Origin of the sequence: Saccharibacillus endophyticus (genome assembly GCF_013185185.1) — a bacterium.
Taxonomy (GTDB): domain Bacteria; phylum Bacillota; class Bacilli; order Paenibacillales; family Paenibacillaceae; genus Saccharibacillus; species Saccharibacillus endophyticus.
This window is the reverse complement of sequence record NZ_JAAZWE010000002.1, coordinates 734,807-759,019: the sequence shown is the minus strand read 5'-3', so window position 1 is coordinate 759,019 and position 24,213 is coordinate 734,807. Positions and strand designations below refer to the sequence as shown.

Here is a 24,213-nt window from a genome sequence, read left to right as displayed (position 1 = left end):
CGTTTTTTGTTTTTCCACTCCCTATTTTTTTGGAGTTGCTTTGAGTGGGCATGCAGCGCCTAGGCGGAGGCAGGAGGTTCAGTGTAGGAACGAAGTGTTCGCCTTTGCCTTCGGGAAGATTCCTTGTAAAATTCTAATCCAGCTTCCCGAAGGCAACACGCGACCGAAACGAACCTCCTGCCGGAGCCGCCCCGCCGCTGTCCTACCACGAATAGGAACTACAAAAAAACGACCCTCATCATGAGGGTCGTTTCTCGAGAAAAACAAGTCGGCGTTACTCGGCAGCAGTAGCGAGATCTTCGATCGAAGTCGCGTCCACGTAAGCCGGAACGACAAGGCCGGTTTTGACGCCGGTCATGTTGGCGCCGAGGTCTTCGATCTTGCCTTCGTACTGGCTCAAGTAGTCGGCGTGAGTCAGCGGCAGCCATGCGGCGAGGCTGGCATCGGCATCGCCTTGAGCTACGCCCAGCCACATCGGGCCGGCATCGACTTGCAGGCCTTTTACTTTGAAGCCGAGCTTGTCCTGCATGATTTGCTGCACGACGTTGAAGCTGGCGATTTCGGAGTCCCAAGCGACGTAAGTCAGCGTGATTTCTTTGCCGTCGACCGGCGTGATGCCGTCTGTCCATTCCGCTACGCGGTCCGGATGGGCTTCGATAAAGTCGGAAGCGGCTTGAGCTTCAGGCGTGCCGTCTTGAATCGAAGTCATCACCTCGCCCATTTCTTCTTCGGTCCATTCGAAGTTGCTCAGGAATTGATAAGCTTCCGGTTGATCGTCTTTAAGGCCGAGACGAGCAATAGTGTGAATCTCTTCGGCTTCGCCGTACGATTTTTTCGGATCTTCCAGATATTTCAGATCGTATTTGGAGAACATCCAGTGCGGAGTCCAGCCTGTAATCACGATCGGCTCTTCTTTTTTGATGGCTTTATCGAGCGTGGCCGTCATAGCCGCGCCGGAGCCTTCGACCAGGTTCCAGTCGCTCAACCCGTAATCTTCAATCGCTTTTTGCGTCGCCGTCATGATTCCGGCTCCCGGATCGATACCGATGATTTTGTGACCGACTTGATCGCCCAACGAAGCGTCGGAACCTGCCGCATTGGAGGACGAACCTCCGCCCGACGAACAGGCACCCAGTACCAGTACAGCAGCGAGACTTGTCATTCCGAGGAATTTCTTCGTTCCGAAGTTAAACTTTTTCATTATGCATTTCTCCTTTTCTGTGCGGGTTTGAAAATATTTTGGGACAAACGGTCAAGTACGATAGCAAGTACGACTACGGCAAGTCCGGCTTCGAAGCCTTTGCCGATTTGCAGCTGCGTAACGGCGCGGTAGACCTCGACGCCGATACCTTGCGCGCCGATCATGGATGCGATAACGACCATCGACAACGACAGCATGATCGTTTGGTTGATGCCCGCCATGATGTTCGGCATCGCCAGCGGAAGCTGAACCTTGAACAGCTTTTGCGTGCCGGTCGAACCGAACGCGTCCGCGGCTTCGACCAATTCGCCGGATACGTGCTTGATGCCCAGGTTGGTCATGCGGATCGTCGGAGGAATCGCGAAGATAATCGATGCAATGACGCCCGGCACGACGCCGAGACTGAAGAACGTAACGGCAGGAAGCAGGTAAACGAACGCCGGCATCGTCTGCATGAAGTCCAGCAGAGGCGTAATGACGCCGGATGCGCCTTTGCTTTTCGCGCACCAGATTCCGATCGGAATCCCGACAACGATCGAGATCACGCCGGAGGTTAATACGAGCGCGAGCGTGCTCATCGTCGCGTCCCAGTAACCGAGGTTCCAAATCAGCAGAAAGCCGAGTACCGTGAACAGCGACAGTTTCCATTTACCGGCCAAGTAGGCGATAGCCGCCAAGATGACGATAAACAAGATGGGGTGCGGCAGCATGAAGACCCACGTAAAGGCATCCACGACGTTTTCAATCGCGACCGCAATGCCCTCGAACAGCCCCTCCAGATTCAAGCTCATCCAGTCGACCGCGGTATCTACCCAATCCGCGATCGGAAGCTTCGGCATCTCAGCCGATATCAAGTTGTTCAGCATTTGCGTTCACCCCTTCGTTATTCGCTCCTCCGGCCATCGCGCCCAGCAGGCTGCCTCTGACCACTACGCCCATTAGGCGATTTTCTTCGTCCACGACCGAAATCGGAATCGGGGACGTACTGCTTTGTTCGAACATTTCGCCGATCAGCTTGTCGGGAGGACAAACCGGACATTCCGGAATCAAGATGTCTTGAATCGTCAATTTGTCTTTAACGGCGCGCGAAGCGTCTTCGGCCGTAATCGCGCCGAGCAGTCGCTTGCCGCGATCGATCACGAACAAGTTGGACACGCCGCGTTCGCGCATCAACTCCAGCGCAACGCGGGGACCGCGATCCGGCGTGATCGTTTCGGGACGACGCATGACGTGCGAAGCGGTAAGCACCTTCGACAGATCGACGTCTTCGACGAAGCGTTCGACATAACCGTTGGCCGGCTGCATCAGAATTTCTTCCGGGGAACCGATCTGCACGACTTCGCCGTCTCTCATCAAGGCGATACGGTCGCCGATGCGAAGGGCTTCGTCCAGGTCATGCGTGATAAAAATGATCGTTTTCTTCATTTTTTCTTGCAGATCGAGCAGTTCGTCCTGCATGTCGCGGCGAATCAACGGGTCGAGCGCGCTGAACGCTTCGTCCATCAGCAGCACTTCCGGATCGTTGGCGAGCGCGCGGGCCAAACCGACGCGCTGCTGCATGCCGCCGCTGAGTTCGTCCGGCATTTTGTCTTCCCAGCCTTTGAGACCGACCAGTTCAAGCGACTGTTTCGCTTTTTCGCGGCGTTTGGATTTTTCGACTTTTTGCACTTCCAGTCCGTATTCGACGTTGTCGATCACGCTGCGGTGCGGGAAAAGCGCGAACTTTTGGAACACCATGCTGATCGTTTTGCGGCGCACCTGACGCAGCTGTTCGGCGTTCATTTTCATAATGTCTTTATCGTGCACGAGAATTTGTCCCGCGCTCGGATCGATCAATCGATTGAACATGCGGACAAGCGTCGATTTGCCGCTGCCGGACAACCCCATGATGACGAAGATCTCGCCTTGTTCGATGTCCATGTTCACCCGGTTGACGCCGACGGTGATTTGTTTCTCCTTGGCTAACTGCTGTTTGTTTTGACCTTGCTCCAGCAACTTGACGCCCTGGGCGGCGTTAGGTCCGAACAATTTGCTTACATTACGGATACTGAGTATCGGCATTTCGTTCACCCCTTCTTTTTGTTTAACGAAATATCCTATCAGGATTTTCGACGTACGGCACATGGGCAAAGCATCATAGCGTATCTCCTGTTCTTATAAAGGAAGAAAAGAGAGACCTGCAAAAGTTTGTCTTGCCAATCAAATGGATAGAACCTTACGCGTTGCAGGTTGTTCGAAGCTTTGCGCATATGCCCGTTGGACATCTCTTTCGACGTAAACGCCAATGGTAGAAAGCGGCTCGGAAGCAAATAGCGATTGCGTTATGGCAAAAAGCCAGGCTCCCGGAACCAACCGAGCTGCGTGATACCAACGTCCTAAATTGTAACAAAGCAATTTTTTCTTTTCAACCTTCATATCCGTTCGTTAAGTTCGTACAGAAAAAACTGTACAAAGTTATAGTCGAAAATACTCGTATATCCTCCCAAATACTCTTTTTTTGAAATCTTTACAATTGACAAACGTTCTCCTAGAATAAAAATGACTAATCGCGCGCCTTTTAGCGTGCAGTAAGATTTACCGCTGCTAAGCAGGCGTAAGCGAAGCGCGTATCGAAATCGTATAAAGATTCTTTTATATAGAAGAAACGCGCATTAAACATCTATGCAAACATGTACAGGAAGACTCATATATCCGAGTTTGAATGGAAGAGAAGAGATTACGGAAAGAGATTAAGGAGGTTTCAGGCATGGGCTTGGACCAGATGCAGTGGAGTGAAGAGGAACAAGACGTTGTGCAGCGCATTCGCAAACGTGTCATTGAGGTCGTCGGCCGCAATATGGAACTGTACGGAGTCACATTGTCGACAGGGCATCTATACGGATTGCTTTTTTTCGCGGATAAACCGATGACTCTCGATGAGATGGGCAGCGAAATGCAAATGAGCAAGACCAGCATGAGTACCGGCGTGCGAACCCTGCTTGACTTGAATATGGTTAATAAGGTCTGGGAAAAAGGATCTAGAAAAGACCTTTATGAAGTGGAATACGATTGGTATCAGACGTTCACCGACTATTTTGCCAATGAGTGGAGACGCGCGGTGGAAAGCAACCTTCAAGCGCTCCGCAGAGCGATGAAAGAGATCGATCGTATGCTGGAGTCGCCGGAAACAAGTGAATTCGTAGCGGAAGTATTGAAAAAAGACCGTGAAAAAATTCGCCAAGCGGACAGTTATTACCGTTGGCTGGACCGGCTGATCGATGCGATGGAAGACGGTGCGATTTTCGACCTGGTACCGCGCGAAGCCGAGTAGGGCGTGTACGCAAACTCCGACGGAAGCAGATTTTGCTGAATTTTTGTTCTCTGCAAGGAACTTTTCCGAAGGCGTGCCGGGGCACGTCGAGGGAAAGTGACGCGGTAGAGGGCGAAAAGGCAGCAAAAGATGCACGTCGTTGAGTTTGCGTACACGTCCTAGTTTCAGGTTTGCGAAGGAATGAAACGCGCGCCGTTTTCGAACCCGGCATCAAAGCAGGATTTTTCCCGTCTTTAATTTTGGAACCGGGGGCGCGGCGGCGCTTCTAAAAAACCCGACAAGGGTAATGAGTTGATTGTAGGCGGATTTCGTTCTCTGGCCTTCTTTTCGTGCCATATTCTTCGTCCGTGTGGACTGGTCTGCCGCATTGACAGCCCCGCTTCGCGAGTTTACGCTGGAATTAATAAATTTACGTTAGAGGTGGCTGTTTTGCCCATGCAGTATCGTCCTACCGAAGCCGTTGTGGATTTGGATGCGCTTCGCTCCAACTACGAGGCTTTTCGTTTGCACTTACATCGTTCGACCCTTCTTTTGGCTTGCGTCAAAGCAAATGCCTATGGACACGGGGCCGTGGAAGTCAGCCGTGAATTAGAGCGCCTTGGCGCCGATTATTTGAGCGTGGCTTTTCTGGATGAAGCGTTGGAGCTTCGTTACGCGGGCATCACTCTTCCGATTCTGGTATTGGGTTATACGCCGCCGGAAGGACTGGTTATCGCGCGGGAACATGACATTACCGTGGCTTTATTTAGCGACGAAGTGTTGGAAGCGGCTCGACATCTGGAACATGCTTCTACAGGTTCTCGGCTTAAAGTTCATGTCAAAGTGGACAGCGGCATGGGACGTCTGGGCCGGATGGCGGGAACGGACGCGGTGTCTTTTGCGAAGAAGGCGATCGAGGTGGACACGATAGAAGTCGAAGGGCTTTTTACCCATTTTGCCAGAGCGGATGAAGTCGACAAAACCTATACGTTGACCCAGTACGAAGCATTCCGGAACGTGGTCGACGCGCTTGTTCGGGAAGGGATCGATATCCCGTTGATACATACCGGCAATAGTGCCGCTGCGATCGACATGCCGGGGTTGTCCCCCAAGATGGTTCGAATCGGGATTGCGCTGTACGGTCTTTACCCTTCCTGCGAAGTGAATCACGCCGTTGTCGCCCTTAAGCCCGTGCTTACGCTCAAAACTCGTGCCGTATTCGTGAAGACCCTGCAAGAGCCGATGGGAATCAGTTACGGTTCGCTCTATACGGCGGAAGCGGGCGAGCGAATCGCGACGCTGCCGATCGGTTACGCCGACGGTTACTCGCGTATGCTCGGAGGCAAGGCCGAAGTGTTGGTTCGAGGGAAGCGGGTTCCCGTTACCGGAACGATCTGCATGGATCAATGTATGGTATCGCTCAAGTCTTTCGCGGACGCGGAAGATATTCTAGCAGGCGAGGAGGTTGTTCTGCTCGGCAGCCAGTCCGGCGAAAGCATTACGGCCGACGAAATTGCCGCCAAGCTGGGAACCATCAACTACGAAGTGGTATGCATGCTCGCACATCGGATACCGCGAATTTATGCTCGAAAAGGCATGATTATCGAAAACTCCAACCCCCTTTTAAACGCCTCTGCGACAAGGTTTTATGATTTTTCCGAGCCGATTGTGAAGAAATAGGCTGTACGGATGAAACTTTGTGAGCTATAATGAGTGGCAGCACAGGTGATATACGCATCGTATATACGCTTTTTCAACAGTTCCCGATAGATGGTTGTTTTTTTAGGAGCCGTTGACGGGGTATAAGCTCATGGGGGTGGAAGAACGGTGGCGAACTTGCAAAGCACCAAGAGAGTGATGATTAGCTTGCCTGATCATCTTCTGCAAGAAGTGGATGGTATCGCAGCTTTGGAAAATTCCAATCGCAGTGAACTGATTCGGCTGGCAATGAGACAGTATTTGGTCGACCGTAAAAAGCGGTATATCCGCGAGTCGATGCAGCAAGGGTACATGGAAATGGCCCATATCAATTTGTCGATGGCCTGTGAAGCGTTTCATGCGGAGGAAGATGCAGACATCACTCTGGTTCGCTTAGTAAGCGGGGTGTAACTATTGCTTGTAAAACGCGGTGACGTATTTTTTGCGGACCTGTCTCCAGTGGTGGGGTCCGAGCAGGGCGGGGTGCGTCCGGTTCTGGTGATCCAGAACGATATCGGCAACCGCTTTAGCCCTACGGTCATCGTCGCGGCGATTACCGCCCAGATTCAAAAAGCCAAACTTCCGACCCACGTCGAGATCGATGCGAAAACGCACGGGTTCGATCGGGATTCCGTCGTTCTGCTGGAACAGATCCGAACTATCGATAAGCAGCGTTTGACGGACCGGATTACGCGTCTCGGCGAAGAGACGATGAAAAGAGTCGACGAGTCATTGCAGATCAGCCTGAGCCTGGTCGATTTTTGATCCGGGATGCACTGTTCGGCAGATAGGTTCGGGCTTGGTGTCGGGCACGGACTTCAAACGGAACGAAAAAGGAGCACGACTGTGCGATGCATTTCGCATGGACGGCTCCTTTTTCGCTTTTTTGCGTGCAGGGAATAAAGTTCGGTATTTCCTGCACGCAACCAATTAAATTAACATAAATCTAACATTTGACATGTCATAGGGGAGTTTTCCTGCGAAGGCAAAATAGACTTCGCTGCGGCATCGAAGCAGCGTGCCGTAGTCGACGGAAAAGCATCCGGCGTGTAAAATAGCGATATAAAGCTTGAAAACAAACGATTATATTCAGGTTGTCGAGAAAAGATAACAATGATTCATAAAGCGAGGAGAACTTGTCGATGCGTTTTAAAAATGTGTTTTCTATTATAGGACCTTCCATGGTCGGTCCTTCTAGCTCACATACGGCGGGAGCGGTGCGAATCGGCCTGATTGCCAGACAACTGCTTGCCGAGGAGCCGGTCAGCGTCAAAATCGCTCTCTATGGTTCGTTTGCCGATACCTATTGGGGACACGGAACGGATCTGGCATTGGCAGGAGGTTTGCTGGGATATGCGACCGATGATTCTCGCGTGGCCGAAGCACTGGAAGAAGCGGAGCGCCGCGGTATTGAAATTACGTTTGTTCGGGGTGTAGGTCTGGCTCCTCACCCGAACACGGCGAAGCTGGAACTGGTTGCGAAGGACGGAAGAACGGCTCAGGTTATCGGGGCATCGATCGGCGGCGGCAACGTGATGATTCATGAAATGAACGGCTTTACCGTACGCTGCAGCGGCGAGTATCCGACGATCGTGGTGCTGCATGACGACCGTCCGGGCGTTATCGCTTCGTTGACGACCGTGTTAGGCGAAAGCAAGACGAATATCGGCTACATGGGCGTTGACCGCAAAGGACGCAGCGCCGAAGCGATTACGGTCATGGAGCTGGATTCCGTGCCGGATGCGGATTTGCTAGGCAAGCTGCGAGAGATCGAAGACGTTAAAGAAGTGACCGTAATCAATCTGAACAGCAAGGAGGCGGAACATCAATGAGATTTCGGACGCTGAAAGAATTGGCGGCAATCAGCCTGGACGAAAACAAAACGCTGGCCGAAGTCATGATCGAAGAGCAGGCGGCGGAGACCGGGGCGTCGCGCGAAGAGATCGTGGCGCAGATGTCTGATTATTATGAGAAAATGAAGGAAGCCGTACGCCGAGGGTTGAGCGAGCAAAACGTATCGCGCAGCGGTCTCAGCGGCGGCGATGCCGTTAAAGTTCTGGACCTGGTAGAAAACGGCACGCCGTCTTCCGGCGATCCGTCTTCGCGCGCGATGGCGTATGCGCTCGCCGTATCCGAAGTGAATGCTTCGATGGGACGGATTATCGCAACGCCGACGGCGGGTTCCTGCGGGATCATTCCGGGCGTATTCGTCAGCTCGCAGGAGCGCTTCGGTTGGAGCGACGAGCATATGGTCAACGGACTGTTCGCCGCGGGCGCGATCGGCTACGTCATAGCGAACAACTCGTTCATATCCGGAGCGGAAGGCGGCTGTCAGGCCGAAGTGGGTTCGGCGATCGGCATGGCGGCGGGTGCGCTGGTCGAGCTTCGCGGCGGCGATGCCGAGAAGGCCATGCACGCGGTCGGATTGGCTTTGAAAAATACGCTCGGACTGATCTGCGATCCGGTAGCGGGTCTGGTCGAGATTCCGTGCATCGTGCGCAACGGTCTGGGCGCGGTCAACGCATTGGCCGCGGCGGATATGGGCTTGGCAGGCGTGCGCAGCGCGATCCCGTCCGATGAAGTGGTGAGCGTGATGCTTGAAGTGGGGGCAGCGATGCCGAGCGGACACCGGGAAACGGGTCAAGGCGGGTTGGCTCAGACGCCGACGGGCCGCAAGTTGACCGAGAACCTGATGCGCGGCCGTAAGCCTTTGGAGCCGGAAACGGAAGAACCGGCAGGTCAGGCGGTCGAATAAAAGGTAAGGCGGAGCGAATGACGGCTGCTGAAGAGCCGGGCGCTCCGCCTTTTTTGATGGAAAGGAAATGGGGAGACTGGAATGGCGACGTATGGGTATGTGTACGATTATGCTTGTCATGAAGATGAACGTTCGCTATGTCTGATGGAACTGCGTATATTGTTGAACGCGCATCCCGAAGCGAATCATGTGAAATCGGAGCGGGAAATCGATCCGTCTCGAAGTCCGTTTATCCACGGGAGGCTTGCGATTGAACGGAGCGGCGAGAGTCTGGAAGACTTGGCGAGGCAGGCAGCGGAGCTGGAGCTGAACGGAAAGACCTTTAAACTGCGATACGTGAAAACGGATCTGCGCACGGATTACGACGAGTGTCGGCGGATCGAGCGCGTAATCGGTTCGAAGATTCGCGGAAAAGCCGATATGAAGCATCCGCAGCGACTATACGGGATTGCGTGCATCGACGGGGAATGGCTGTTGGGCGTTTATGAGGAAAGTCAATCGATCTGGTTGCAGCATAATGATAAGCCGAGACAGTATTCGACGGCGCTGGGCACGCGTACGGCCCGAGCGATTGCGAACATTGCGGTGCCGGAACCTGCGGGAATCCGAGCGGTTGATCCATGCTGCGGCATCGGGACGGTTTTGTTGGCCGCGCAGTCGATGGGCATCGCGATGGACGGTTTTGACTTGAATCCGCTGGCAGCGATCGGCGCGCGCGAAAATCTGGCCTATTTCGGTCTGCCGGGTACCGTAACCGTAGCGGATATGCGAACGTTGGAAGGTCATTATGATGCGCTCGTGCTCGATTTGCCGTATAATTTGTGTTCCGTTCTGGCTTCTGACGAACGAACCGAAATGTTGGCGAGCGCGCGGCGATTGGCGTCACGCGGCGTAATCGTAGCGACGGAAGATATCGGCCCGGAGATCGAGGCGGCGGGTTTTTCGGTGATCGAATCCTGTATCGTGCGCAAAGGACGTTTTGCCCGGTATATTTGGTTGGCTGAATAAGCGTAAAAGCGATTTTAGTTTGCGGAAACGAAGGAACGTCTGTCATAATAAAAACATCGTTTTTATGGATGATTTGGAGAACAAGCGGCAGCAGAAAGAGGGAGATTTTGTGTCGGATCTGGAACAGACTACAGCAATCGGCTCGTCCGAAATGACGGGAACCGAGATTGAAGCAATGTTCCGCCGGACGGCGGAAGCATTGAATATTGCGGGGAAACAGGTCAGAGCGGCGGTATCGCTGCTTGACGAAGGCAATACCGTACCGTTTATCGCGCGTTACCGCAAAGAAATGACCGGAGAGCTGGACGAAAACCAGCTGCGCGATATCGAGGAAAACGTGCAGTATGCGCGTAATCTTCACGTGCGCAAAAACGAAGTGCTGCGCATCATCGACGAGCAGGGCAAACTGACGGAAGAACTGAAGCGTTCCGTTTTGGAGTCGGCGAAGCTTCAGCAGGTCGAAGACCTGTATCGTCCTTTTCGTCAAAAGCGCAAAACGCGTGCCAGCGTAGCGAAAGAGAAAGGTCTGGAACCGCTGGCCGAATGGCTGTTGAGCCAACCGGGTCGCGCCGACATCGACAAAGAATCGGCTCGCTACGTGTCGGAGGAAAAAGGCGTGGCTTCGGCCGACGAGGCTCTTCAAGGCGCGCTCGATATCGTAGCCGAACACCTGGCCGACGATGCGAAGATTCGCGCTTGGGTGCGGACGTACACGTTGGATCATGCGATTCTCGTGACGGAAGCGAAAGACGCCTCGGCGGAATCCGTATACGAGATGTATTATAAATACAGCGAGCTGGCCAAAAAAATGCCGCCTCACCGTATTTTGGCCATTAACCGCGGAGAACGCGAGAATGTGCTGAAAGTTTCGCTGGAAACCGACTCCGCTCCGATCCTGCGTTATATTGCCAGACGTTTGATCAAAGGGACTTCTCCCGTACACGAGCTGTTGGAGCGCGCTGCCGAAGATGCGTACAAACGTCTGATCGCGCCGTCGATCGAGCGTGAAGTACGCAGCGAACTGACGGAAAAAGGCGACGCGCAAGCAATCTCCATTTTCGCGGGCAATCTGCGCAGCCTGCTGCTTCAGCCGCCCGTACGCGGGAAACGCGTGCTTGGCGTAGATCCGGCATTCCGCACGGGCTGCAAGCTGGCGGCTCTCGACGAAACGGGCAAATTGCTCGAAGTAGCGGTTACGTATCCGACGCCGCCGCGCAGTCAGATCCGCGAAGCTTCCGAGAAGTTCCGCGAGCTGGTCGACAAATACAATCTGGAACTCATCGTGATCGGCAACGGTACCGCTTCGCGCGAAACCGAGCAATTCGTCGCGGACTGGATTAGCGATTACAAGGAACGTAAACTGGCTTACCTGATCGTCAACGAAGCGGGAGCCAGCGTCTATTCGGCTTCGAAAGTCGCGCAGGAAGAATTCCCGGATATGGACGCCGCCGAACGCAGTGCCGCTTCGATTGCCCGCCGCGTCCAAGATCCGTTGGCCGAGCTGGTCAAAATCGACCCGAAAGCGATCGGCGTCGGTCAATATCAGCATGACGTGTCGCAAAAGCAGCTTGAAGGGCAGCTGAAGGCAGTCGTCGAGTCGGCGGTTAACCACGTCGGCGTCGACGTCAATACGGCTTCTCCGTCGCTTCTGTCTTATGTGGCGGGCATCAATCAGACGACGGCTCGCAATATCGTGAAATACCGCGAAGAGAACGGTTCGTTCGCAAGCCGCGCGGAGTTGAAAAAAGTACCGCGTCTCGGCGCGAAAACGCTGGAGCAGTGTACGGGCTTCCTGCGCATCGAAGGGACGAATCCGCTCGACCGTACCCCGATTCACCCGGAGTCGTACAAGGTCGTGGATCGTTTGTTCAAGGAACTGGGCGTAAAAGCAACGGATCTGGGCACGGCGGCGATGACCTCGGCGCTGGAAGCGGCTGACGCTCAGGCGCTTGCGGACAAGCTTGAAGTGGGCCTGCCGACATTGCGCGACATCATCGAAAGCTTGCAGCGTCCGGGTCGCGACCCGCGCGAAGAGCTTCCGGCTCCGATCTTCCGTACGGATGTCCTGAAGATCGAAGACTTGAAGCCGGGCATGGAGCTTCAAGGCACGGTGCGCAACGTGATCGACTTCGGCGCGTTCGTGGATATCGGCATCAAAAGCGACGGCCTCGTGCATATTTCGCAGCTCAGTTCGAAATTCGTCAAGCATCCGATGGATGTCGTGTCCGTCGGAGATACGGTGACGGTCTGGGTACTGAATGCGGATCTGAAAAAAGGCCGCGTAGGTCTGACCATGCGCGGACCGGTAGAGAACGGCTGAGTTTTGGAGATTGCGATCCATTGCGAATCATGGGCGCAACAAAGGAAAGAGCGTTCCGGAGATTGAATTCCGGAACGCTCTTTTGCGTATGATAGGGGCTGTTACGGCTTGATTCCCAGCTCGGTTAACGATTCGAACGCCGATACGGCCGGAGTTCCTTGCCGCAGCGAAAAACCCAAAAATTCGCTGCTTGAATATTCCGTTTCCGTGGAATCGGTATACGTATAATCGATCTGGATGCCTTCGCCTTTGAGTGTCAGGTTATAATCGGTCACCCGCGGGCCGGACCAACGAATAACCGTACTGTCGGCGTCTCCGTTCTCCTGGAGTTGGGTCTTGCGGAAATCCGTCAACATGTCGGCACTCATGATTGAGGTGCGTACTGAACCGTCCCGCGCTTTCCAAGCCTCCGCCCAACGTTGAGCCGGTTCTGTTTTTTCGGAAACGGAAATCTCAGGCTCGGCGTCTGCGTCGAAAGTAAGAAACGAAAGGGTGCCTGCGGCCAGGAGAAGCGAACAACCGGCGGTAATAAGAATTTTGGAAGTTTTATTCATTTTTAGTGAAATACCGTCCTTTCCGCGAATAAGAAATGAAGAAGGCTTCTATAGGAAAGAACGGTTTGCTCGAATAAAAAGTTTTAGGAAAGATATTGGTTATTCGCTTGGATTTTCGGCTGTTCCGATCAGCTGCGTCTCTTTCTCGTTCAGCTCGGCATTGCCGTGTTCCTTCAATTGCAGCTTGTCGCCGTCAAAAACCAATGTCCAATCCAAAAGAATCGGTTCTTCGGCGAAGCGGATCGCCAAACGTACCGAACCGTCCGGACGTCGGCTATTCCAGGCATAAGCCGCACCTGTATCCGGAGCGAAGCCCGGTGCGCCCGGCGGTACCGGAGATTCATTCTTCTGCCATTCGCCTGCGCCGCTGAGGAGCGAAATGTTAAACTCGTCCGAAGATGTACTTGCGCTGTTCGGACTCATCCAAGCCTCGATCCGAATAGAAAGATCTTCATTTGCGGTGAAACGTACTGCCCTAAGCTTGGCTCCTTCATTGGAATCTTCGCTCAAACGATACGTGCGACCCGACCAAGATTCATCCGTCGCGGTTTCTCCGGCCGGCTCAGGCAAATTTTGCAGCTCGCTCAATCGTTTGGCCGCTTCGTCGCCCGCTTCTCCGACCGTTAGAGGATGATCCTGCATAGCAGGCAATAGATGGTTCCAGACTTCGTCCAGCAGTTCTTTGGTACGCGAGATCGCGGAAGTCAGCACAACGACGGCTTCCTGATCGGGAAGCACGAGGCAGAACTGTCCGTACGCTCCGTCGGCGCGGTAAGCGTTGTGTCGGCAGACCCAAAACTGGTATCCATATCCTTGTCCCCAATCTCCGTGGGGGTCATCTCCGTTATCGATACGTTTCGATGAAGCGAGATCCACCCATTTTTCCGACACCAACCGCTGCCCGTCCCATATTCCTTTTTGCAGATAGAACTGTCCGAACTTGGCAAGGTCTTCGCTGGAAAGCTTGAGTCCCCAGCCGCCGGTCGTATAGCCTTGCGGACTTTCCTGCCAGGTTTTGTGCTTGATGCCTAACGGGGCGAATAATCGGGATTCCAGGTAGTCGACGACTTTTTCTCCGGTTAACGTCTGCAGGATCACGGACAGCATGTAGGTCGCGCCGCTGCTGTACGAGAAGGTGCTGCCCGGAACGTTTTCGACTTCGGCGGCCAAAAAGATTCGGGCCCAATCGGACTCCGGGTTCGGGCGTGCTTTTTCAAGCGGATCTTGCTTATGGCCCGTGCCCATGACTAATAGATCGTGTACGGTCATTTTCAACAAATTCGGGTGAGGATCGGTCGGCATCAGTTGGGGAAGCAGATCGGCGACTTTATCTTCGACTGTAAGCAGTCCTTCGTCGACGGCCATGCCGATTGCGGTCGACGTAAAGCTTTTGCTGACCGAATACATGGCATGGCGATCTTCGGAAGAGTGCGGGCCCCACCAGCCTTCGGCAAGCACCTCGCCTCGACGCAGCAGCATGAAGCTTCTCAGATCGAATTTTTGCTCGGCTGCGGCGTCCAGAAAGTCGATAATGCCCTGCGGGTCGACACCGGCTTCTTCCGGGCGGCGTCTTGGTAGTTTCGTTGATGGCATAAATAAGTTCCTCCAAAGAAATAGATTTGATCGATTAGCGGATATACGCATAGCCTTTCCTTGACAGTGTAGTCCAATCTCAAGTTACAATTCAATATAAGGACGCATAGAAAGAGGGATGGGTGTGCAAGCTAAACCAAACATGACAGACGCAGAACTTCAACAATGGATCGAAAACGTGTCGCTTGAACACTTCGGCATACCGTTCCGGCATCGGGCTTTCTTCAACGGAAGATTGAGGTCGACGGGAGGGCGTTACGCGCTTCGGTCCCACCATATCGAGATTAACCCGCACCAGCTTGAGGCGCATGGCATCGAAGCGGTGGAGGGAATTATCAAGCATGAGCTTTGTCATTACCACTTGCATATTGCGGGTCGGGGTTACCGCCACCGGGACGCCGACTTCAAGCTTTTATTGGCAAAAGTAGGCGGGAGCCGTTATTGCCAAGCACTTCCCGACAAGGTGAAGCGGACGCTGCCGTTCAAATACAAGTTGATCTGCTGTGATTGCGGCATGGAGTACAAACGCAAGCGTCGAATGGATGCTTCGCGTTATCGCTGCGGGCGTTGTGCGGGCAAGCTTCGTCTGGAAGAATTCAAAGAGAGCGCTGACGGCGGCGGAGCTTAAAGTTTGGCGATATTTCGCTTTTTTCTTTTGAAATCCGATATAATAGAAGAAGCTCGCGCTTGCGTGGGCGAATATCTTTTTTTTGAATAATGAGGGAGGTTTCGCACATGGCCAAATCGGCATCCAGAAAAATGCGGGATAAACGAGTCAGAGAAGGCAAGGCGGATGTAACGGAATGGAGAAGTCCTTTTGCGGCAGTCGACATGCGCACGCGCAGAACGAAAACAAAGCAGGATATCTTGAATCAAATCGCGCGTAAAGGACGTCATAAGAACCCGAATTTCACCGGAGGTGATGAGGGTTCTTTTTATTTTGCACATTTTTTCGAAATAAGGTTGACGAAAAAAACCTAGCATGGTATATTATTTCTTGTTGAAACGTTAGCCAACATTCAACGCTAAACAATGTTCCCTGATAGCTCAGTTGGTAGAGCACTCGACTGTTAATCGAGTTGTCACAGGTTCGAGTCCTGTTCGGGGAGCCATTTTTATGGAGAGATACCCAAGTGGCTATAAGGGGACCCTCTGCTAAGGGGTTAGACTGCGTTAGCGGTGCGAGGGTTCGAATCCCTCTCTCTCCGCCATTTCTGTTTTAAACAAAGTGGTTTATATACGTAAATGAGCGAGGAACCTGAGTAGGTTCCTCTTTTTGTTTGTTTTGAAGACGGAAGATCGGCGTGAAAAATAAAATGAAATTAAAATAAAAAAACACTTGCATTATAGATTGAATATTTGCTATACTCTTACTTGTGCTCAGTTGAGAAACGCTGAGCCGCAAGATATTAAGGCCCGTTGGTCAAGGGGTTAAGACACCTCCCTTTCACGGAGGTAACAGGGGTTCGAATCCCCTACGGGTCACTTTGAGCCATTAGCTCAGTTGGTAGAGCACCTGACTTTTAATCAGGGTGTCGAAGGTTCGAGTCCTTCATGGCTCACCATTTCTTTTTCTCCTCAGAATGAAATGGTGATTGAGATTCGCGAGACGGATCATTCAAATATGCGGTAGTGGTGGAATGGCAGACACGCTATCTTGAGGGGGTAGTGGGTGTATACCCGTGGAGGTTCGAGTCCTCTCTACCGCATCGAATAAAAACGCAGACTCTCTATGGAGTCTGCGTTTTTTGTTTTACAAATATCGACGTCGATCGTGTGCTGAAGCTTGGGTAACGAGCTGATCTGCAATGTGCGCATATGAGGGATATAGTTGGCGAATGCAGTCCGGGCAAATATCGTGGGTGATCTGAGAATGGTTAAGCTCGCCCGGGGCTGGCTTATGCCAGCCTTTGAGAGAATGTACGCGGTCGCAACTGGCGCAAACGGAGTTCCATGGTCGTACATTTGTTTTTTCGGGATTGGAAACTCGATGAACTAATTTTGGATTCTTCATGGTTTACCTCCCTGTTCCGGCTGTTTCTGCGCTCCGGGATTCCTCTTCGGTAAATAACGAAAGATTTGGCGAATCGGAGAGACCGAGCAGGGTCGAGACTTGTTTGCGGTACCTTGCGGCTTTGCGGCTTCCGTTAATGAGGTTGGATAGGCGGGAAGGCGGGATATCGTAAAGTTCGCAAAACGTCTTCTGGTCCATCTCAAGTTCGGCCAAGCGCCGTTTGATTTCCCATCCGAATGGGGTGATCGGTTTTTTTCTTTGCAACGTAGCGCTCCTCCTGTTCATGCGCAAAAAGATGAATTATAATCGATTAGAGACGAATGAGGGATCATTTACCATAAAACCAATTATATACGCAAATACGTAAACTTTCAATGTAATGTTGCGTTATTACGTAATATTGGAGTGGAAACGGTTTTGAAGGGGATGGTGTTTTGCAGTCGATTTACGCTCGGATTGAACAATTGATCAAAAGCAGCGGCATGACGAAAAAGGCGTTCGGTGAACGCCTGAGTATCAGTGCGGGGAATCTTGGAGATTGGCGCAGAGGAAAATCCACGCCGAGTACGCACAAATTGATCGAGATTGCGGCTTTCTTTTCCGTGAGTCTGGATTGGTTGATGACAGGTAAAGAATGGCAGCCGGAATCGGTTAAAGAAGCGGGAAACCGTTATTTTTTTGAAGATTCGAGGCAATTGAATTGCCAGAATGATGAGCTTTCTGCGGAAGAACAGGCATTTGTGCGTGAGTATCTGGAATTTGTGGCTTATCGGCGCGAACGGAAAGCATCAGACGAAGGGCCGGGCGGAACATCTACATAAGGCGTCGTCCCAGTAGCTTGTCTTGAATAAATTGCAGGTTTATGTTCGTTTGAAACGCGCGTGGTTCTAGTGCGTTTCAAGCGGGCGAAACCATTCATTAATCCGAGACAAGCTACTATGACGGAATTGCGCAAAAAAACGCTTTGAAGCATTTAGCTTCAAAGCGTTTTTTGAATAGGTGATTCGTACGCTGTTTCGGATATGAAGGAAGGGAGGCTCGGTTGGCGCGTGTGCAACCAGCGTTCAGATACGTCGTCGATCATGCGAATCAATACTTTGCGGCGAGTGACATCGTCAAGATGGAGCAATCGCGAGCAATGCTCCACATAAGCCGTTGTATGGTGGTAGAGATAAGCCGGAACAGCTTCCTTACACTCAATCTCCAATTGAAAGTTGATCCAGGCATAGAAGATTGCCGGGCACCCGAAAGCTTTTTCGGCCTGTAGGGCTTCGATGATGGGGGTGAAGTTCATCCAGGGGTAAAGGGACTTTGATAGCTTGAGCAGCTTGCGCCCGGCGCGCCGCATTTCGGCGTCGATCTCGTTCGGGCTTGTGCGTGTTCGGAGATTACGATCAATCCGGAATACGGTCTCGTAGTCCCCCCTTTGCAGAGCAGTGTAGATATCTTCAATTGCGCGACCCTCAATATGCGTCAGTCTAGGGTGAATGTACGAACGCATGACTTCTTCAAAAGCTTCGGTGCAATTGAGCTGCTTGCCGTTCAGGTCTTCCTTGATGCAGCCGATAGGTGACGGGGACGACGATTCGAGCAGGGTCATGTAGTTAAGTAACTTTTGTCCGCTATGCATGTGCCGTACCTCCTTGGATTTAAAGTATTTAAAGTGAATTAGATTTGTGTTATATGAATGTTATGTTTTTAGTTTTTTTCGCTTTTAAAAAGACTTCTGGCTTCATTCTTACATGGTTTTTAGAAAAAGGTCAAGGTTTATTGCGGAAATATCAGATTTTCTTTAATTTATGTAAATTAAGTTATCTCATTATGTTATATAAAATCACATAAATAATGAATTCGAAAAAATAGGTTGACTGCATGCTTGAAAGAAAGTATAATATAGAAGTTGACTCAATTCATTGATATGCGGTAGTGGTGGAATGGCAGACACGCTATCTTGAGGGGGTAGTGGGTGTATACCCGTGGAGGTTCGAGTCCTCTCTACCGCATACGAAAAGAAACCGGAAAGTTCCATTATGGGACTTTCCGGTTTCTTGTTTTTAATGTCTATACAAATAAAGCCCGCCGTATAGACGGCAGGCTTTTACTCATTAACCGAGCAGTTTTTCGATATCCTTTTCGAGCTGGTCCGGAGAAGTCTGCGGAGCAAATCGTTTAACGGGTTTGCCGTCTCTGTCGATCAGGAACTTGGTGAAATTCCATTTCACGGATTTGGAGCCCATGAGCCCCGGCGCTTCGTCGCTCAGGTAGCGGAACAACGGATGCGCGTTTTCGCCTTTGACGTCGACTTTTTCGAACATCGGGAATTTTACGCCGTAGTTCAGTTGGCAAAACTCCAAAATCTCTTCGTTGCTGCCCGGATCTTGCTCTTTAAATTGGTTGCTCGGGAAGCCCAAGATTTCCAGACCGCGATCGTGGTACTTGTCGTACAGCTCTTGCAGGCCTTGGAATTGCGGCGTGAATCCGCATTTGCTTGCCGTATTCACGACCAGGACAACCTTACCCTGATAGTCGGACAGCTTCACTTCGTTTCCTGCGGAAGTGCGAGCTTCGTATTCGTAAACGGACATGATCAAAATTCCTCCTCGAAGAAAATGATTACTCTCTTTTTGATTGTAAACAATTTAATCGAGCTTTGCAAATCGCTTTTTTCGTTTCATTCGGCTTCGTTTGCTTTATAGATTAGGTAGTTTGGCAAACGGGCTATGGCTCAAATTCCATATAAGGAGTGAATGATACATGGACGCATTGTATACAGCAACAGCAACAGCACGCAGAGGCGGAAGAAGCGGCGTGGTCGAATCGGCGGACGGTGCGCTGAACTTGCAGCTTTCCGTACCGAAAGGACTCGGCGGAGGCGGCGGTACGGGCACGAACCCGGAGGAATTGTTTGCGGCCGGCTACAGTGCATGCTTCGAAAGCGCTCTGTCCAACATTGCCCGCAAAGAAAAAATCGATATTCCGGACACGGAAGTGACCTGCCATATCCATATCGGCAAAGACGAGTCGGACGGCGGCTTTAAACTCGCGGGAAAACTGGAAGTGCGCATTCCCGGACTCGATCCGGATAAGGCGAAAGAATTGGTGGAAAAAGCGCATGCTTTTTGCCCGTATTCCAAAGCGACGCAAGGCAATATCGATGTGGAGTTAAGCGTGATCTGAATTCGTTTTTTTTCAAAGGCCGGAAGCTCTCCTTAACCAGGGGAATTTCCGGCCTTTTTTCATCAATAAATGGGTTTCTGCGCGGTTGACACAAAGAGTGAAATTCATTAAGCTATATAAGCACGCGGCGTGGGTGAAGCATTCTCCCCATGTCGAGACTATGAAAACGGGTGATACTAAACATGGCTTACAGACCGAAAGTCGTAGATGTAGACAAGGCCGGAAGCAACGATAAAGACGGACTGTACGAATTCGTTCTGCATTTGGAAGACGGCACGATGTGCCGCGTCTTCTATAACCGTTTCCCGGAGTGGAAGTTGACTAATGTCAGCCGCCTGCTCAAAACGCCTTGCCCGATCTGCCGCAAAGACTATATCTGCAACTGCTTCGAAAAGTTCAAGGTCGAACTCGACGCGCAGATGCAGGACGGAAGACTCGAACAACTCGTGTAGGCGGACAAGCTGCCCGTCAAGCACGTGCTTGAGGGGCAAGCCGAATACGCAAACCGAGCAAAACGAACGTCGGGAATCTTCCTGGCGTTCGTTTTTTTGTTGCTGGCCGGAAGTGCATGTTATACGGTTGAGGGTAAAGAAGAGAGAAGCGAAACGTTGAACCGAAGGAGGAATATGCAGATGGAATCGAAATCCGGAATTCGAGCGGAAAACTCTTTTGTAGTGCTGATCGACGGCGTATGCCATTTCTGCCAGGGAGCCGTTCGGTTTATCGTCAAGCGTGATCCGAAAGGCGTTTTTGGCTTCGCCTCTCTTCAATCCGAACTCGGAGGACAACTGTCCGGCGGCGAAGGCTTTGAAGCATCGGGGGAACCGAATACGCTGGTACTGGTTGAAAAAGGACGACGATATGTTCGCTCGACCGCCGCTTTGCGTATTGCGCGCAAGCTGCGTTTTCCTTGGCCGCTGCTGTATGCGCTGATTATCGTGCCTCGTCCGCTGAGAGATGCCGTATATCGCTATATCGCGCGCAATCGGTACCGTTGGTTCGGAAAAGACGACGTTTGTCCGCTTCCTCCGCCGGGCGTGCGGGAGCGCTTTTTGGATACGGGGCAGGTTTGAACCGATAAGCGAAAAAGAAAAAAATGGGTCTTGCCTGCTCGCAAGCTCTATGCTATTGTGAGATTAAATTAATGGAACACGGCGGAAGCACCGCTCCTTACTTGCCATAAACGGCAGGTTTGCGAGCGGTGCTTTTTTGTGTTGCGTGGAAAAGTGAGGGGACATCATATGCGGAATTTGCAGATTACGCTGGCGGTGGCGGACGAACAGTATATCGAGCCGTTCCTGCTGTACGCACGCACCGGGGAATTTGCCAAGCAGGTAAGCGTGAGAGCTTTTTCGAAGGTAGAGGCTTTTTTGGCGGCAATGGGAGAGGGACGTCCGGACTTTGTGCTTGGCGAGCCGGATTTTCTGTCACCGTGGCTGGCGTCTGAGGGAGGGAAGGGCGTTCCTTGGGCCGTGCTGGGCGGAGGCGAGGAAAGTATTGCGCTCGGCGGTCCGGTGCTGCTGCCGTTTCAACCGTTGAACCTGCTGCTGACGGCCGTAATGGACCTGGCGGGCAGTGCACAAGCTTCTTCGGCAAACGGAGCCTTAACTTTATCGGGAAAAGCGGAAGTGCTTGCTGTGTACTCGGCTGCGGCGGGGGCGGGCAAGACTACCGTCGCGCTGAATCTGGCGAAGCAGCTGGGCGGTCGCGGGCTTAAAGTCTTCTATCTGAACCTGGAGACGGTGGACAGTTCGGTGACGTTCCGGAGCGGAAGCGGCGGACACCAGGGACGGGAAGGCGGCTTGCCTGAGCTGCTCTACGATCTTCGTGCGGCACGGGAAACCGGGGAACTTTTCCGCTCGCCGTTATCTCGCTACGCGTCTTTTCAGGAACGGATGAAGTGCGCTTCTTTCCCTCCGCTGGATCGTCCGGACGAACTGCTTCAGATGGATCAAGCGGACACGACGGCTCTGATCGATTATCTCGCAGCAAGCGATATGTGCGACATCATCGTGGCGGATACGGATACCGAAAGCCATGAACGTTCCGAGGCGCTGCTGGATCGGGCGGATCGGGTTCTCTGGATGCTGACGGATGATTTGCTGCATTTGCAGAAGGCGGCGGGCTGGATGAATCATTGGGAAACCCGTCAACCCGAGCGGTTCTATGCCTTGCTGGGGAAAAGCCATTTTATCGTGAATCGGTATGGCGATCATTTGGAGAATACGTTGCCAAGACCCGAAATCCGCCCTTTTGCTTTCTTGTCTTACATCCCGTCTTGGAAATACGTGTCGCGCGAGGATGTGCTGTTGGGATCGCCTATTTTCCAACGTGATATTCTTGCGCTGTGCGAACAGCTTGGACTGGGCGAGCGGGGGAATCGCAGCGCTACCGGCAGAGAACTGGCACAAGCCGCGGGAGGTTGGCAATGAAGAGTGCAGCCGAGGAGGAACAGCTTCAGGAAGAGATGTTCCGCGAGATGCGGGCCGAGGTTCGATCTTCGCTGGATGTCACGCAATCGGCGGATGATACGGAGCTTATGAAGTTGATCGAGCGCAAGGTGTTGTCCGACGTTCGGGCAGCTTCGATGACATCGGGGGAAAAGCGTGCGTTGGTGCGCCGAGTGTACGATTCGTTTCGCGGACTCGATATTTTGCAGCCGCTGGTGGACGACAAAACGGTGACGGAGATCATGATCAACGGGCATACGGAAATCTTTATCGAGCGTCATGGTGAGGTACGTCGTGTGCCGCAGACCTTTGAATCGAAGGAGAAGTTGGAGGATATCGTGCAGACGATCGTATCGGGCGTCAACCGCGTCGTCAACGAATCGTCGCCGATCGTCGATGCGCGTCTCAAAGACGGCTCCCGGGTGAACGTGGTGCTGCCTCCGATCGCGCTCAAAGGGCCGACCATGACGATCCGGAAGTTTCCGGAGAAGCCGATGACGATGAACGATCTCGTCGGTAGGGGAGCGTTAGATACGGATGCTGCGGACTTTTTGAAGACATTGGTGCGCAGTCGGTACAACATTTTTATCAGCGGGGGTACGGGTTCAGGCAAGACGACGTTTCTCAATGCGCTGTCGCAATACATACCGCCGGACGAACGGGTCATCACGATCGAAGACTCGGCTGAGCTTCAGATCGTTACCGTGCCCAACCTGGTCTCGCTGGAGACGCGCAATGCGAACGTAGAGGGAAAAGGCGAGATTTCGATCCGGGATCTCATTCGTTCTTCGCTGCGGATGCGCCCTAACCGGATCGTGGTCGGGGAAGTTCGGGGTGCGGAGGCGCTAGATATGCTTCAAGCCATGAATACAGGGCATGACGGTTCGTTATCCACAGGCCACGCCAACAGTGCGAAGGACATGCTCAGCCGTCTGGAAACGATGGTGTTGAGCGGAGCCGACCTGCCGGTCGAAGTGGTACGCCAGCAGATCTCCTCGGCGATTGATTTGTTCGTGCATTTGTCTAGGCTGCGTGACCGTTCCCGGCGCGTCGTGGAAATCAGCGAAGTGCTGGGGACGAAAAATGGTCAAGTTGAGCTGAGACAGCTGTTCCGATTCGAAGAAGAAGGCGAGAAGGAAGGCAAAATTATCGGAAAGTTGCGGCGGCGCCCTGAACCGATGATGCATACGGACAAACTGCAAGACGCGGGAGCAGCCGATTGGCGCGAGGTTGCCGGGCTGCCTGAAGGGGGGTGAATCTATTGCTGGGTATGAACGCAAGCGGAGCCCGCAGGCCGGCCACGGGCAAAGCCGCGTCCGGGAAAGGTGCTCCGCAGCGCGGAGGTCCGCCTGGTTCGGGTGGGACGTCAGCCGCAAACCCCGTTTCGCCGGCGGACAAGTTGCGGGACTATACCACGTATAAACTGGCCGGATACGAGAAAGTGTTGAGCATGATCGTAGTTGCTGGCGTGCTGTTTGCTGTCGGCATGATCTTTTACAACATGTGGTTGCTTGCTCTCCTATTGACCATCCCTGCGTTAAAAGCGCCGAAGATGTGGCAGAAGCGGCAGATCGAGCGCAAGCGTATGCTGTTGAAATTGCATTTTAAGCAGGCGCTCTATTCGCTGTCCTCGTCGATGGCGGCTGGCCGATCCGTTGAAAATGCGTTCCGGGAAGCGGCAAAAGATCTGGAGCTGTTGTACCCGGGAGGGAACAGCGACATGATTCGCGAGCTGGACGTGATCACGACGAGATTGGAGTACGGCGAACCGATCGAATCCGCGCTGCTCGACTTCGGTCGGCGGGCGAAGATTGAAGATATCGACAACTTTATCGACGTCTTCGTGACTTGTAAACGCACGGGCGGCGACTTGATCGAAGTTGTGCGGCGCACCTCGACGGTGATCGGGGAGAAGATGGATATCCAGCAGGATATTTCGGTCATGATCGCGCAAAAAAAGTTCGAATCGAATATTTTGCTGGCAACGCCGTTTATTTTTATCCTGTTTATCAACGCTTCGGCACCGGAATTTATGGCTCCGCTGTATGGCACTCCGATGGGGATTATTCTGGCTAGCGTCGGCCTCGGCTTGCTGTTTCTAAGTGCTTGGCTGATGGGACGCATCATGAATATTCAAATCTAAGCGGGGTGAAG

At 52.6% G+C, this 24,213-nt stretch carries 24 protein-coding genes and 6 tRNA genes; 22 read left to right on the top strand and 8 right to left on the bottom strand.

Annotated features, from left to right (window positions below; translation table 11 throughout):
• Positions 1 to 274 precede the first annotated feature (274 nt).
• The 3 genes from HRQ63_RS09300 to HRQ63_RS09290 are packed head-to-tail and all read right to left on the bottom strand — an operon-like array spanning position 275 to position 3,262.
• Positions 275 to 1,201, bottom strand: a complete 927-nt coding sequence (locus HRQ63_RS09300; protein WP_172242281.1) for a glycine betaine ABC transporter substrate-binding protein — start codon at positions 1,199 to 1,201, stop codon at positions 275 to 277.
• Positions 1,201 to 2,067, bottom strand: a complete 867-nt coding sequence (locus tag HRQ63_RS09295) for an ABC transporter permease (protein ID WP_280529295.1) — start codon at positions 2,065 to 2,067, stop codon at positions 1,201 to 1,203. The genes HRQ63_RS09300 and HRQ63_RS09295 overlap by 1 nt, the downstream gene beginning before the upstream one ends.
• Positions 2,042 to 3,262, bottom strand: a complete 1,221-nt coding sequence (locus tag HRQ63_RS09290; protein WP_172242278.1) for a quaternary amine ABC transporter ATP-binding protein — start codon at positions 3,260 to 3,262, stop codon at positions 2,042 to 2,044. The genes HRQ63_RS09295 and HRQ63_RS09290 overlap by 26 nt, the downstream gene beginning before the upstream one ends.
• Before the next feature lie 685 nt (positions 3,263 to 3,947).
• On the opposite strand from HRQ63_RS09290, the gene HRQ63_RS09285 reads away from it, so the two are divergent.
• The 8 genes from HRQ63_RS09285 to HRQ63_RS09250 all read left to right on the top strand — a co-directional run bounded on the left by HRQ63_RS09285 (position 3,948) and on the right by HRQ63_RS09250 (position 12,271).
• Positions 3,948 to 4,511 (top strand): GbsR/MarR family transcriptional regulator, encoded by a 564-nt coding sequence (locus tag HRQ63_RS09285; RefSeq protein WP_172242275.1) that lies wholly within the window; start codon positions 3,948 to 3,950, stop codon positions 4,509 to 4,511.
• Positions 4,512 to 4,946: 435 nt separating this feature from the next.
• Entirely contained in the window at positions 4,947 to 6,170 is a 1,224-nt protein-coding gene (alr, locus tag HRQ63_RS09280) for an alanine racemase (RefSeq protein WP_172242272.1), read from the top strand.
• 147 nt (positions 6,171 to 6,317) lie between these two features.
• Positions 6,318 to 6,599, top strand: a complete 282-nt coding sequence (locus HRQ63_RS09275) for a CopG family ribbon-helix-helix protein (protein WP_018975910.1) — start codon at positions 6,318 to 6,320, stop codon at positions 6,597 to 6,599.
• A gap of 3 nt (positions 6,600 to 6,602) precedes the next feature.
• On the top strand, positions 6,603 to 6,953 hold the full coding sequence (locus HRQ63_RS09270; RefSeq protein WP_018975909.1) for a type II toxin-antitoxin system PemK/MazF family toxin: 351 nt from the start codon (positions 6,603 to 6,605) through the stop codon (positions 6,951 to 6,953).
• A 377-nt stretch (positions 6,954 to 7,330) separates the two neighbouring features.
• On the top strand, positions 7,331 to 8,020 hold the full coding sequence (sdaAB, locus tag HRQ63_RS09265; RefSeq protein WP_172242269.1) for an L-serine ammonia-lyase, iron-sulfur-dependent subunit beta: 690 nt from the start codon (positions 7,331 to 7,333) through the stop codon (positions 8,018 to 8,020).
• Positions 8,017 to 8,943: an L-serine ammonia-lyase, iron-sulfur-dependent, subunit alpha gene (sdaAA, locus tag HRQ63_RS09260; RefSeq protein WP_172242266.1), complete on the top strand. Its 927-nt coding sequence runs from the start codon at positions 8,017 to 8,019 to the stop codon at positions 8,941 to 8,943. Before sdaAB ends, sdaAA begins: the two co-directional genes overlap by 4 nt.
• A gap of 81 nt (positions 8,944 to 9,024) precedes the next feature.
• Positions 9,025 to 9,951: a THUMP domain-containing class I SAM-dependent methyltransferase gene (locus tag HRQ63_RS09255; protein WP_172242263.1), complete on the top strand. Its 927-nt coding sequence runs from the start codon at positions 9,025 to 9,027 to the stop codon at positions 9,949 to 9,951.
• A gap of 109 nt (positions 9,952 to 10,060) precedes the next feature.
• Entirely contained in the window at positions 10,061 to 12,271 is a 2,211-nt protein-coding gene (locus HRQ63_RS09250; RefSeq protein WP_371873204.1) for a Tex family protein, read from the top strand.
• Between the two features lie 101 nt (positions 12,272 to 12,372).
• On the opposite strand, the gene HRQ63_RS09245 is transcribed toward HRQ63_RS09250, so the two are convergent.
• Together HRQ63_RS09245 and HRQ63_RS09240 are read right to left on the bottom strand one after the other, a co-directional pair.
• Positions 12,373 to 12,825, bottom strand: coding sequence for a hypothetical protein (locus HRQ63_RS09245; RefSeq protein WP_172242260.1), 453 nt, complete (start codon positions 12,823 to 12,825; stop codon positions 12,373 to 12,375).
• A gap of 99 nt (positions 12,826 to 12,924) precedes the next feature.
• Positions 12,925 to 14,418 carry a serine hydrolase domain-containing protein gene (locus tag HRQ63_RS09240; protein WP_172242257.1) on the bottom strand — a complete coding sequence of 498 codons (1,494 nt, stop codon included), beginning with the start codon at positions 14,416 to 14,418 and terminating at the stop codon, positions 12,925 to 12,927.
• Between the two features lie 142 nt (positions 14,419 to 14,560).
• On the opposite strand from HRQ63_RS09240, the gene HRQ63_RS09235 reads away from it, so the two are divergent.
• The 6 genes from HRQ63_RS09235 (at position 14,561) to HRQ63_RS09210 (ending at position 16,127) form a co-directional block, all read left to right on the top strand.
• Positions 14,561 to 15,046 carry a SprT family protein gene (locus tag HRQ63_RS09235; RefSeq protein WP_172243429.1) on the top strand — a complete coding sequence of 162 codons (486 nt, stop codon included), beginning with the start codon at positions 14,561 to 14,563 and terminating at the stop codon, positions 15,044 to 15,046.
• A 408-nt stretch (positions 15,047 to 15,454) separates the two neighbouring features.
• Positions 15,455 to 15,530 (top strand) — tRNA-Asn (locus HRQ63_RS09230).
• Positions 15,531 to 15,537: 7 nt separating this feature from the next.
• Positions 15,538 to 15,629, top strand: a tRNA-Ser gene (locus tag HRQ63_RS09225).
• A gap of 202 nt (positions 15,630 to 15,831) precedes the next feature.
• Positions 15,832 to 15,903: transfer RNA gene (locus HRQ63_RS09220), tRNA-Glu, on the top strand.
• Between the two features lie 4 nt (positions 15,904 to 15,907).
• Positions 15,908 to 15,983, top strand: a tRNA-Lys gene (locus tag HRQ63_RS09215).
• A 61-nt stretch (positions 15,984 to 16,044) separates the two neighbouring features.
• Positions 16,045 to 16,127, top strand: a tRNA-Leu gene (locus HRQ63_RS09210).
• A gap of 308 nt (positions 16,128 to 16,435) precedes the next feature.
• Here the strand turns inward: HRQ63_RS09210 and HRQ63_RS09205 are convergent.
• Positions 16,436 to 16,696 (bottom strand): hypothetical protein, encoded by a 261-nt coding sequence (locus HRQ63_RS09205; RefSeq protein ID WP_172242254.1) that lies wholly within the window; start codon positions 16,694 to 16,696, stop codon positions 16,436 to 16,438.
• Positions 16,697 to 16,866: 170 nt separating this feature from the next.
• On the opposite strand from HRQ63_RS09205, the gene HRQ63_RS09200 reads away from it, so the two are divergent.
• The gene (locus tag HRQ63_RS09200; RefSeq protein ID WP_172242251.1) at positions 16,867 to 17,253 is read left to right on the top strand and encodes a helix-turn-helix domain-containing protein; all 387 of its coding nucleotides are present in this window, start codon (positions 16,867 to 16,869) and stop codon (positions 17,251 to 17,253) included.
• A 158-nt stretch (positions 17,254 to 17,411) separates the two neighbouring features.
• Here the strand turns inward: HRQ63_RS09200 and HRQ63_RS09195 are convergent, their stop codons facing one another.
• Positions 17,412 to 18,062: an urease accessory protein UreF gene (locus HRQ63_RS09195; RefSeq protein WP_172242248.1), complete on the bottom strand. Its 651-nt coding sequence runs from the start codon at positions 18,060 to 18,062 to the stop codon at positions 17,412 to 17,414.
• Positions 18,063 to 18,352: 290 nt separating this feature from the next.
• Here HRQ63_RS09195 and HRQ63_RS09190 point away from each other — a divergent pair.
• Positions 18,353 to 18,435 (top strand) — tRNA-Leu (locus HRQ63_RS09190).
• Between the two features lie 102 nt (positions 18,436 to 18,537).
• Here HRQ63_RS09190 and HRQ63_RS09185 read toward each other — a convergent pair.
• Complete coding sequence (locus HRQ63_RS09185; protein ID WP_172242245.1) at positions 18,538 to 19,017, bottom strand: glutathione peroxidase; 480 nt, start codon at positions 19,015 to 19,017, stop codon at positions 18,538 to 18,540.
• Between the two features lie 169 nt (positions 19,018 to 19,186).
• Here HRQ63_RS09185 and HRQ63_RS09180 point away from each other — a divergent pair, with 169 nt between their 5' ends.
• The 6 genes from HRQ63_RS09180 to HRQ63_RS09155 all read left to right on the top strand — a co-directional run bounded on the left by HRQ63_RS09180 (position 19,187) and on the right by HRQ63_RS09155 (position 24,202).
• Positions 19,187 to 19,609 carry an organic hydroperoxide resistance protein gene (locus HRQ63_RS09180; protein WP_172242242.1) on the top strand — a complete coding sequence of 141 codons (423 nt, stop codon included), beginning with the start codon at positions 19,187 to 19,189 and terminating at the stop codon, positions 19,607 to 19,609.
• A gap of 182 nt (positions 19,610 to 19,791) precedes the next feature.
• Entirely contained in the window at positions 19,792 to 20,061 is a 270-nt protein-coding gene (locus tag HRQ63_RS09175; RefSeq protein ID WP_037283482.1) for a hypothetical protein, read from the top strand.
• 180 nt (positions 20,062 to 20,241) lie between these two features.
• Complete coding sequence (locus tag HRQ63_RS09170; protein ID WP_172242239.1) at positions 20,242 to 20,682, top strand: thiol-disulfide oxidoreductase DCC family protein; 441 nt, start codon at positions 20,242 to 20,244, stop codon at positions 20,680 to 20,682.
• Positions 20,683 to 20,850: 168 nt separating this feature from the next.
• On the top strand, positions 20,851 to 22,041 hold the full coding sequence (locus HRQ63_RS09165) for a CpaE/TadZ family protein (RefSeq protein ID WP_172242236.1): 1,191 nt from the start codon (positions 20,851 to 20,853) through the stop codon (positions 22,039 to 22,041).
• Complete coding sequence (locus HRQ63_RS09160; RefSeq protein ID WP_172242233.1) at positions 22,038 to 23,315, top strand: TadA family conjugal transfer-associated ATPase; 1,278 nt, start codon at positions 22,038 to 22,040, stop codon at positions 23,313 to 23,315. The genes HRQ63_RS09165 and HRQ63_RS09160 overlap by 4 nt, the downstream gene beginning before the upstream one ends.
• Before the next feature lie 14 nt (positions 23,316 to 23,329).
• Positions 23,330 to 24,202 (top strand): type II secretion system F family protein, encoded by an 873-nt coding sequence (locus tag HRQ63_RS09155; protein ID WP_229714150.1) that lies wholly within the window; start codon positions 23,330 to 23,332, stop codon positions 24,200 to 24,202.
• Positions 24,203 to 24,213: the final 11 nt, after the last annotated feature.